This window comes from Haloferax sp. AB510 (assembly GCF_024136985.1).
Lineage (GTDB): Archaea > Halobacteriota > Halobacteria > Halobacteriales > Haloferacaceae > Haloferax.
On the sequence record NZ_JAMYJY010000036.1, the window covers coordinates 22,547 to 32,726 of the forward strand.

Consider the following 10,180-nt stretch of genomic DNA (forward strand, 5'->3'; position numbering starts at 1 on the left):
CGGTATCCGACATAGCTCATCCTTGGCGCGTGCGGCAAAAGGTGCATCGGTACGCGGACGCGGGCGACGCCGACGCGGCGAACGGAAACCCCTAACAGCGTCCGCCCCCGAACGTGGACCGTGAGTTCGAACGTCGGCGGTCACCGCTTCGTCCTCGGACTGTACGCCGCCCTCGTCGCCGTCGCCGGGGGCGCGGGCTACCTCACGGGCACGTTCGTCTCGGGCCTCAGCGCACCTCGGTTCCTCTTTCTGGTGCCGTTTCCGCCGACACCCCTCGGCTTCGCGGCCTACGGCGCGCTGACCATCGCGCTCGTCCTCGGCATCCCGCTCGTGCTCGTGGTCTATGTCTCGGCCGGACTCGACGACGCGGCATAATCCGCACGAACGTTCAGCACAAATACTAAGACCGGCGACTGGGACGTGATAGTATGTATCACGTGGTAATCGGTATCGATGACGACGCGGAACACGCGCTTGCGTGCGTCGAAGAGGTCGCGAAACTCCCCGGCGAACCAGACGAGAAGGAGGTCACGCTCGTCCACAGCTTCACCGACAACCCGAGCGGGGCGTCGGCGACGCAGATTCACTCGGTCCGGGAGGCCGGCGAGTTCCTCGAAGACCGCGGTATCAAGTACGACGTCAACGAGTCGTCCGGCGACCCCGCGGAGGTCATCATCGAGTTCGCCGACGAGGAGGATGCAGACCTCATCGTTACCGCCGGACGGAAGCGCTCGCCGGCGGGGAAGGCGCTGTTTGGGAGCGTCACGCAGACGGTGATTCTGAACTCCGAGCGGCCCGTCATGGTGACGGGCACGACGAAGCGAAAAGACTAGTAGACCCGGTCGAAGAGCCCGGCGACTTCGTCTGGGGTCTGACGACCGGACGCTCGTTCTCGCAGTTCACCGTCACGGACGCACAGAACCGTCGGGGCCGCGTCGACCTCGAAGGTCCGACAGAACTCGTCTGCCGTCTCGCCGTCGACCCCCGCGGCCGCGACGCCGTCCGGGACTCGGTCGAGGATGGCGTCGAGGTCCTCCTTCATCGCGTCACAGGGCTCGCAGAAGCGCCGCCACACGAGAACGACGGCGTCCGGGTGGTCTGCGAGGTACGATTCGAAGGTGTCGTCGTCGAGTTCGTCGAGCGCGGTCGGAACCGGCGACGACGAGGTCATCTCGACGAGCAGGCCCGCCATGACCAACAGCAAGTCCTGTTCGACCGGCGCATCGAGGAACGACTTCGCCGCGAGGTAGGCGACCACGTCGGACCTGGTGACGCCGAACTCGTCGAGTCGCTCTTCGACGTTCTCGGGCGCGACACCGAAGAGGTCCGAGACCGTCTGGTGGAACTCCTCGGTCGAAACCGCACCGTAGATGTCGTGGTAGACGGCGAGCGTCTTCTCGAACTCCGCCGTTGTCGAGAGCGTCCCGTCGGGTGCTTCGTCGACCGCGCCGGCGGCGATGAGCGTTTCGAGCGCCGTCTCGGGGTCGGCGTGGGTCGCGGCCACGGTCAGACCCCCAGATACCGCTCGCGGGTCTCGTCGTCCTCGCGGAGTTCGTCGGCGCTTCCGTCGAAGACGATGCTCCCCTGGTCGATGACGTACGCGCGGTCGGCGAGTTTGATGGCCGCCGCGGCGTTCTGCTCGACGAGGAGGATGGTCGTCCCCGCCTCGCTGATGCGCTCGACCGCGTCCTCCACGTCCTCGATAATCTTCGGCGCGAGCCCCTCGTACGGCTCGTCGAGAAGCAGCAGGTCCGTGTTCTGCTTCAGGGCGCGCGCGATGGCGAGCATCTGCTGTTCGCCGCCCGAGAGCGTCCCCGCGCGCTGGTCTTTCCGCTCGTCCAGCCGGGGGAACTGGTCGTAGACCTCCTCGGTCGTCATCCCCTTGTGGCCGAACGACAGCGACCGACCCCACGTGTTCGACTTGTTGTTGACCACCTCGGCGAGGTGGAGGTTCTCGGCGACCGAGAGGTTCGGGAAGATGCGTCGCTCCTCGGGGACGAGAGAGATACCCTGTACCGACACGTCTTCCGCCGGGACGCCCGTGATGTCGTTGTCCTTGAATCGGATATGCCCCTCCCGCACGTCGGGCGGGGTCGCGCCGGCGATACACCGGAGCGTGGTGGTCTTGCCCGCGCCGTTGCGGCCGAGGAGCGCGCATATCTCGCCCTCCTCGACGCTCATCGAGAGGTTACGAATGATGTGGCTCTCGCCGTAGTAGGCGTCGATACCGTCGATTTCGAGGAGGCTCATAGCTCGACACCTCCGAGATACGCCTCTTGGACGGCTTCGTTGCCCCGAATCTCGTCGGGAGTCCCCTCGGCGATGATGCCGCCGCGGCTGAGGACGACGATGCGGTCTGAGATGCTGAAGACGATTTCCATGTCGTGTTCGACGAGGACGAACGTGAGCCCGTGGTCGCGTTTGACCCGCTCGATGAGGTCGACCGTCGACTTCGTCTCTTCGGGAGACATGCCGGCGGTCGGTTCGTCCATGAGGAGCAGGTCGGGCTCGCTCGCGAGTGCGATACCGATTTCGAGGCGACGCTTGTCGCCGTAGGGAAGGTCAGTCGCGATAGTGTCCGCGCGATCCAACAGCCCGACCGAGTCGAGCGTGTCGCGGGCGACGCCGTGTACGTCGGTGAGGCTGTCGCGGTGCTTCAGGAACTCGAAGCCGAACGCGCCGCGTTCGGCCGCCAACGCCGCGATTTCGGCGTTCTCTCGGACCGTGAGGTCGGGGAAGATAGAGGCGGTCTGGAACGACTTCGAGACGCCGCGTTGGACCACCTGATGCGGTTCGAGGCCGACGATGGACTCGCCTTTGAACCGGATGTCGCCGCTGGTCGGGTCGAGCCGTCGCGTGATGAGGTTGATGAGCGTCGATTTCCCCGCACCGTTTGGGCCGATGATGGAGACGCGCTCGTCCTCCTCGACGGTGAGATTCACGTCGTCGGTCGCGACGAGGCCGCCGAACTCCTTGACGAGATTCTCCGTTTCGAGGAGCGTCATTGGCCGCCACCTCCGTTCTCGGAGCGTGCACGAAGTCGCTTCGCCGCCTTCGAACCGAGGTCGACCGCGAGTTCGCGGAGCCGGTTCAGGATGCCCCACAGGCCGTCCGGGACGACCCAGACGACCACGACGAAGACGACGCCCAAGAGCAGGTGCCAGTAGAACCCGAAGTCCCGGACGAGCACGATGCCCGTGAAGGGAATCGTCAGCGCCTGGATGGTGCTGACGATGTTCTCGATGTAGAGGTAGAGCCCCACGCCGAGGACCGGTCCGAACATCGAGCCCGCGCCGCCGAGGACGGTCATGACGACGATGTCGCCCGACTCCGTCCAGAACAGCGACTGGAGCGGGACGTACGCACCGTGGATGGTAAAGAGGCTCCCGGCGACGCCCGCGAACCCGCCCGAGATGATGAACGCCATGAGCTTGTACCGCCAGACGTTGAGTCCGACGAACTCCGCGCGCTGTTCGTTCTCGCGGATGGCGCGGAACACCATCCCGTACGGGGAGTTGAGGATGCGGTAGGCGACCGCGACCGCACCGACGAAGAAGACGCCGACGAAGGCGTAGAGCCACGTTCCGAGAAGCATCCCGCCGATGGACGGCACGTCCGCTTCGAGGTGGATGACGCCGAGGAAACTGCCGACTTCGACGCCGGTCAGCCCATTTTCGCCGTTGGTCAGGAACGCCAGGGGCGACGCGGCCATGTAGTAGAACATCTGGGCGAACGCCAGCGTGAGGATGGAGAAGTAGATGCCGCCGCGGCGGAGCGACAGGAAGCCGAGCACCCACGCGAGGAGCACGGCGAACAGCGTTCCCGAGACGACCATCACGATGGGGTCGCCGCTGACGTTCTTGGCGACGATGCCCGCGGCGTACGCCGCACCGCCCCAGAAGGCCGCGTGGCCGAACGAGAGCAGTCCGGTGTAGCCGAGCAGCAGGTCGAAGCCGATGGCGAAGATGCCCCAGATGAGGATGAGCGTCGCGAGGCTCTGGTAGCCCTGCAGGAACCCCGAGACGACGGGTGCGCGGGCAAAGAGGTACGGGAACACCGCGACGAGAATGGCCGTGATACCGACGACCGTCCCCTCGCGGCCGCGGAGTTTCTCCCAGCGACCGAAGAGGGTGCCGCCGACGAGCGCGTCCTTCGCGCTCGGGTTGGCGTCCTTCTCGCTCATGGCGTCACCTCTTCGTCACCGAGGAGACCCTGCGGCCGCGTCAGGAGGACGATGGCCGCGATGGCGTACAGGCCGACCTGCGACCACGCGGGTGCGAAGGAGACGAGCGCGGCGGTCGTGAGGCCGAAGACGATGCCGCCGAGGACTGCGCCGGCGATGCTTCCGACCCCGCCGATGACGACCGTCAGGAACGCCGGGACGAGGATGTTCGTCCCGATGGTCGGGTTAACGACGTTCAGCGGGCCGCCGACGACGCCCGCCACCCCGGCGAGCGCCGCGCCGATGCCGAAGACGACGATGTACGGACGGGTGATTTTGATGCCGAGGAGTCGGACCATCTCGGCGTCGCGGGTCCCGGCGCGAACGACGAGACCGAAGTCGGTGTACTCGACGAGCAGGTACACGAGCGCCACGAGGACGGCCGTGATGCCGATGACCCAGAGCCGCCACTGCGGGAAGTTGCCGACGATGGGTAGGGCAATCGGGCCGGAGACGGGCAGGCCGGCGAACGAGCCGAACGAGAGGATTCGCTCGGGCTGTTCGAACGGCAGACTGTTGCTGCCGAACAGGACGCGGAACAGCTCCTGAACGACGATTGCGAGGCCGAACGTGACGAGAATCTGGTCGGTGTCGGGGCGGTCGTAGAACGCCCGCGCGAGGTACCGCTCCATCAACAGGCCGACCCCGAAGACGAAAAGCGGGACGAAAATCAGGGCGGCGAAGAAGCCGATGTCGAGCCCGAAACTCGAAAAGCCCCACTCGGCGAGCTTCCCGTTCGAAAGTGGGACGTTCAGCGCGACGAACAGTCCCGCGTACGTGCCGACGAGATACAGCGCGCCGTGCGCGAAGTTGACGAACTTGAGCGTGCCGAGGATGATGGAGAGACCGACCGCCAAGAGGACGTAGATAGCCCCCTGCTGCAGCCCGTTGAGCAGGATGACGAGCACGTCCGACAGAAGGCTCATCGCCCCCCACCTCCGCCTCGGATGTTCGAAGCGCGAACTACCATGGGTGTGCTAAACTTACTCATTTACGTGTGCGTGGTTGTCTGCGATTAACTTTCATTAAGATAACGGTGGGGTGAGTGTCTACTCGTAGGATCCGAGTTCACACTCGGCCGCCGGCCCGGCGTCGCACGCGTAGCCGAGGTCGTCGCGGCTGGTGATGTTGACGATGTTGAAGTACGTCCCCTCGCTCTGCTCGGAGGCGGGAAGGCCCTGGACGACCGGCACGTCTCGCTGCGCCTGGTGGTCACAGCCGCGCATCGTCTCCGCGCCCATCCCGATGTTGTCGTACTCGTAGTCTTCGAGCTGTCTGATGACCTCCGGCGGGTAGAACGTTCCCGCGCGCTCGACGGCGGCCGCGTACTGGAGCGTCTGTGCGTACGCCAGTTGAGCGGGCCCCGATGGCGTCCGGTCGTACTCGTCTCGGAACGCCTGCGTGAACTCCTGGGACGGCGTGTTGTCTATCTGCGAGTCCCACGCAACGGTACCGTAGATGCCCTCTATCGCACCGCCCGCCGCCTCCGCCATCGGGCGGTTGTACAGCGGAACGATGATTTCCATGTCCTCGTCGATGCCGGCGTCGATGGCCTGCTGCATGGAGTTCGCGCCGTCGAGGCCGTAGTGGTTCAAGATGAGCACGTCCGCACCGGAGCTCTGTGCCTCCGAGAGGTACGTCGAGTAGTCGGACGTTCCGAGCGGTGTCGCGACCGACTCGATCTGCTCCCACCCGGCGACGTCCGTCATGAACTGCTCCATCGACGCCTGCTGGGTCTGCCCCCAACTGTAGTCGGCGTAGAGCTGGTAGAACTGCAGGTCTTCGCCGTAGGCGTCGCGGACGACCGGTGCGAGCGCCTGCCCCGTCATGTAGGCGTTGAACATCTCTCGGAAGGAGTAGCGGACGCAGTCCTTTCCGGTGGTGTCGTTCGAGTGCGTCAGACAGCACATGAACATGACCTTCTCGTTTTGACACAGCCCCTGCACCGCGATGGCGACCGCCGAGGACGACCCGCCGGAAATCATGATGGCGTCGTCACGCTGAATCATCCCCGAGGCGGACTGCCGCGCCTGGTCGGCGTCCGTGGCCGTGTCCCCGTCCACGTGGTCGATGGTGTAGCCGAGGACGCCGTCACCGGAGAGGTCGTCGAACTGCGAGTCGACCCAGCCGCCGCCCTCGTTGAGGTGCTTCACCGCGAGCTGATAGGCCCGAAGTTCGTCTTCACCTTCCGAGGCGTACGGTCCCGACTGCGGGACGTTGAACCCGAACGTGGCCGTGTCGCCCTCGATGGGGAAGTTGCCCAGTGCCGGATACTCGTCGTCTCCGCCGCCACCACCTCCACCGCCGCTGTCATCACCGCCGCCGGTGCACCCCGCCAGCCCTGCCAAGCCAGCGGTCCCAACAGCACCAGTCGCCTTCAGCACGTCTCGTCGATTTAGAGACTTGTTATCCCGTGCCATAGACACATCGGCGGATACATCGTTAATAATAGTTATGTATGGATTCCCTATTACTGGTATTATCAATCATTATGTAATTGCTCTGTCTGCATCATAATATAAGGTGTCTGTCGGGGCACGAGTGTCGGTGAGACTCGAAGGCGAGCCCCCCCGCGGCGGAACGTGTCATAGACGCAAAATACACGCCGGTGTCGGACCGACTCGCCGTGTTCGTTCGCCGCGTTCGGGCGCCGAGTGTGTCGAGCCGTCCGTGCGACTCGTCTCGTCGAAGAGCGCGTCGTACCCATCTCCCCGTAGCGACGACCGCGTGAGCGGGACGACACGGTCGGCTCACAACTATCAGAATACTAGATATATATTCCCGAATTCACCCGTTTCAACGCGATTCGGACGGGAGGCCGAGAGACGTTAAGTTATCCCCATCCAGAATGTCGGATTTATAACTAACCCGGGAAAGCGCAAATAACGCTTCAGCCACGCCCGTGGCACTACTATGACAAACGACACGAACGACGGATTCAAACCGACAAGACGCTCCGTGCTCCGACTCGGCGCGATGTCGGCGCTCGGTATCGGTATCGGCATCCCCGCGGTTTCCGGCTCCGTGGCCGCGACCATCGATTGTCCCAAGACGCCCGGCTACTGGGCGAACCACCCAGAAACGTGGCCCGGCGACAAGCTGACAATCGCGGGTAAAACGAAATCGAACGAATACTGGCGGGGGATTCTACTCGACCCGCCGAAGGGAGACAAGGCGAAGATAATGCTGAAGCACTACATCGCTGCTGTCCTCAACCTTCGGACGCTCCAATCGGGGTGCACCAGCGCGACAATCAAGTACGGCTACTACGAGGGCTACACCATCGAGCAAGTCAAGAACATGGCCGGCACGTGGCTCAAACACACCTCGTCATGGCAGAACGGTCGCAAGCAGACGAGCTGGTACGCCAACGACATGGACGGCGAGAAGCTCAAAGACACCCTCGACGCGTTCAACAACAACCCGGCCTCGCTCGGCCTCGACTGCGGCTGCGACGACCGCTGAACCACGCTCGGCCCTCGAACGAAAACCAGACCCCCTGACCGCGGTTAAGACCCCGCTACCCGCAGAAACACGGGCTTAACGCGGTCGTTCCTATCCTTCCCCGACCATCCGCCCTTCGTCTTCCCACTCGCGCTCGCGCAGTTCGTACTTCTGAATCTTCCCGGTCGCCGTCTTCGGGAGTTCAGCGACGAACTCGATTTCCTTCGGCACCTTGTACGTCGCGATGCGCTCCCGACAGAACTCGATGAGCGCCTCGGCGGTGACGCCCGGTGCGTCGGGGTCGCCGCTCGTCGGCACGACGAACGCCTTCGGCGACTCGCCCCACTCGTCGGACGGGACGGGGATGACCGCCACGTCGGCGACCTCGTCGTGGTCGAACAGCGTGTCCTCCAGTTCGATGCTGGAGATGTTCTCGCCGCCGGAGATGATGATGTCCTTCTTGCGGTCCTGGATGCTGATGAAGCCGTTCTCGTCGACGACCGCGAGGTCGCCCATGTGGTAGTAGCCCTCCAGCCGCGCCGAGAAGGCCTCTTCCGTCTCCTCGGGTTTGTTCCAGTACTTCTCCATCACCTGATTGCCCGCGACGACGATTTCGCCGACGGACTGGTCGTCTCTCGGCACGTCGTCGCCGTCCTCGTCGACGACGCGAACGTCGGTGCCGAGGTAGCCGATGCCCTGTTTCTTCTTCACGCCGAAGCGGTCGTCGCCGTCCGCCAGGTAGCGCCCGGCCTCCGAGGTCGTGATGAGCGGACCGGTCTCGGTGGCCCCGTAGACGTGCATGAGCCGCCAACCGAACTCGTCTTCGACGGTCCGAATCGTCGCCTCCGGCGGGGCCGCACCGGCGGTCGCCGCCCGGACGGGGCTCGCGCCGGTCGTCTCGACGCCGCCCTCCTCGCGGTAGTGTTTCATCAGGATGTTCAGCACCGTCGGCGCGGCGCAGAGATACGATACGTCCTCGTCGCGGATGGCGTCCAACACGGCCTCCGCCTCCACTCCGCGGGTGCAGACGTGCTTCGCACCGTGGCCGGTAATCGCGTAGATGTGACCCCAGCCGTTGACGTGGAACATCGGGAGCGTCCAGAGGTACACGTCGTCGTCCGCGATGTCCTGGTGCATCGAGATGAGATAGGCGTGAATCGTCTCGGCGCGGTGAGTGCGGCAGACGCCCTTCGGGTCGCCGGTCGTCCCCGAGGTGTAGTTGATCGTGATGATGTCGTCTTCGTCCATCTCGGGGCGCTCGTAGTCGGTCGACTCCGCGACCAGTTCGTCGAAGTCGAGCCACTCTCCGTCGGTCGATTCCGCAACCTTCTCGGGGTCGTTCGTGACGAAAATCTCCGTCGGAATCTCGTCGCGGACTTCGTCTATCTTCTCGGCGAAGGCGTAGTCGGCGTAGACGGCCGTCACGTCCGCGTCGTTCAGCATGTACTCGAAGTCGGCCGGGACGAGTCGGTAGTTCAGCGGCATGTGGACGGCCCCCAACTGCATCGATCCGTAGGCGGCTTCGAGGTGGTAGTGCGTGTTGGGGTCGAGCACCGCGACCCGGTCGCCCTTCTCGACGCCGCGGGACTGGAGCGCCGCCGAGAAGCCGTCGGCGCGCTCGCCGAGTTCGTCATAGGTGAAGCGCTCGCCCGTCGTCGCCACGACCGCCTCCTCGTCCCCGTAGTACCGCCGCGCGCGGTCGAGGAACTCCGTCACCAGGAGTGGTTTCTTCATACGCGCTATCCTTCACTAACGTTCGAAATAAATGTGCGGGCTGGTACCGCGGCCCGAACCCTTGAGAACAATTCACGCACAGAGAGACAATATCCCACGACTCGAGCCGCGAGAGGCTATATTACTACACAAACTATGCAGGAAAATACCTTATTCGAGGAGTCCGTAGCGCGCGTATGGCGCTTTCAGACTACACCGGGCGCTCGCCGACGGGCCGAGACGAGACCATCGTTCGCGTCGTCCCCCACCGGCTGTGGCGACCGGGCGACGAACGAATCGAACCCTGTACCTACAGCGGCGAGGAGATTCGGCTCTCCGAGAAGCACCTCCTCGCCGTGGTCGAACGAGACGGCGTCCGGGAACGGCTGTATTTCCGCGACGAGCCGTCGCTGTCGGCGTGGGTCGAAGAAAAGCCGCGATAGGACGGGGCCGACGGTGGTGGAGCCGGTGGTTACTCGCTTTCGACCTGCCGCTGAATCGACTCGACGATTTCGGGGTTCCGGAGCGTCGTCGTGTCGCCGAGTTCCTCGCCGTTCGCTATCTCTTCGAGCAGGCGACGCATAATCTTGCCAGACCGCGTCTTCGGCAGTTCCGGCGTGAACACGACCATCTCGGGGCGGGCGATGGGACCGATGGCGTCCTCGACGCCCTCGATGATGCGCTGTCGCATCTCGTCGTCTTCGTCCTGTCCCTCCTCGGTGATGACGTAGGCGTAGACGGCCTCGCCTTTCACCTCGTGGTTGCCGCCGACGACCGCCGCCTCGGCGACGCCTTCGACGC

At 64.4% G+C, this 10,180-nt stretch carries 11 protein-coding genes and 1 pseudogene; 4 read left to right on the top strand and 8 right to left on the bottom strand.

Annotated features, from left to right (window positions below; all coding sequences use genetic code 11):
- Positions 1-120 precede the first annotated feature (120 nt).
- Positions 121-375, top strand: coding sequence for a hypothetical protein (locus tag NKF06_RS09025; protein ID WP_042666076.1), 255 nt, complete (start codon positions 121-123; stop codon positions 373-375).
- Positions 376-428: 53 nt separating this feature from the next.
- Entirely contained in the window at positions 429-833 is a 405-nt protein-coding gene (locus tag NKF06_RS09030; protein ID WP_253245200.1) for a universal stress protein, read from the top strand.
- On the opposite strand, the gene NKF06_RS21155 is transcribed toward NKF06_RS09030, so the two are convergent.
- From NKF06_RS21155 to NKF06_RS09060, 6 genes are all read right to left on the bottom strand, one after another.
- Entirely contained in the window at positions 830-1,504 is a 675-nt protein-coding gene (locus tag NKF06_RS21155) for a thioredoxin family protein (RefSeq protein WP_253245201.1), read from the bottom strand. The genes NKF06_RS09030 and NKF06_RS21155 overlap by 4 nt on opposite strands.
- A gap of 2 nt (positions 1,505-1,506) precedes the next feature.
- A complete protein-coding gene (locus NKF06_RS09040) occupies positions 1,507-2,250 on the bottom strand; it encodes an ABC transporter ATP-binding protein (protein ID WP_058828099.1) in 744 nt (247 codons plus the stop codon).
- Positions 2,247-3,005 carry an ABC transporter ATP-binding protein gene (locus NKF06_RS09045; RefSeq protein WP_008092404.1) on the bottom strand — a complete coding sequence of 253 codons (759 nt, stop codon included), beginning with the start codon at positions 3,003-3,005 and terminating at the stop codon, positions 2,247-2,249. Before NKF06_RS09045 ends, NKF06_RS09040 begins: the two co-directional genes overlap by 4 nt.
- On the bottom strand, positions 3,002-4,183 hold the full coding sequence (locus NKF06_RS09050) for a branched-chain amino acid ABC transporter permease (protein WP_058828098.1): 1,182 nt from the start codon (positions 4,181-4,183) through the stop codon (positions 3,002-3,004). Before NKF06_RS09050 ends, NKF06_RS09045 begins: the two co-directional genes overlap by 4 nt.
- Positions 4,180-5,148 carry a branched-chain amino acid ABC transporter permease gene (locus tag NKF06_RS09055; RefSeq protein ID WP_253245202.1) on the bottom strand — a complete coding sequence of 323 codons (969 nt, stop codon included), beginning with the start codon at positions 5,146-5,148 and terminating at the stop codon, positions 4,180-4,182. Before NKF06_RS09055 ends, NKF06_RS09050 begins: the two co-directional genes overlap by 4 nt.
- A gap of 123 nt (positions 5,149-5,271) precedes the next feature.
- On the bottom strand, positions 5,272-6,486 hold the full coding sequence (locus NKF06_RS09060; RefSeq protein WP_309142122.1) for a substrate-binding protein: 1,215 nt from the start codon (positions 6,484-6,486) through the stop codon (positions 5,272-5,274).
- Between the two features lie 649 nt (positions 6,487-7,135).
- On the opposite strand from NKF06_RS09060, the gene NKF06_RS09065 reads away from it, so the two are divergent.
- Positions 7,136-7,687: a Tat pathway signal protein gene (locus NKF06_RS09065; protein ID WP_253245203.1), complete on the top strand. Its 552-nt coding sequence runs from the start codon at positions 7,136-7,138 to the stop codon at positions 7,685-7,687.
- A gap of 90 nt (positions 7,688-7,777) precedes the next feature.
- Here NKF06_RS09065 and NKF06_RS09070 read toward each other — a convergent pair whose 3' ends face one another.
- A complete protein-coding gene (locus NKF06_RS09070; RefSeq protein ID WP_058828095.1) occupies positions 7,778-9,400 on the bottom strand; it encodes a long-chain-fatty-acid--CoA ligase in 1,623 nt (540 codons plus the stop codon).
- Positions 9,401-9,576: 176 nt separating this feature from the next.
- Here NKF06_RS09070 and NKF06_RS09075 point away from each other — a divergent pair, with 176 nt between their 5' ends.
- Positions 9,577-9,822, top strand: coding sequence for a hypothetical protein (locus NKF06_RS09075; protein WP_004972531.1), 246 nt, complete (start codon positions 9,577-9,579; stop codon positions 9,820-9,822).
- A gap of 29 nt (positions 9,823-9,851) precedes the next feature.
- On the opposite strand, the pseudogene NKF06_RS09080 reads toward NKF06_RS09075, so the two are convergent.
- Positions 9,852-10,180, bottom strand: a pseudogene (locus NKF06_RS09080) (acetyl-coenzyme A synthetase); the annotation flags it as partial.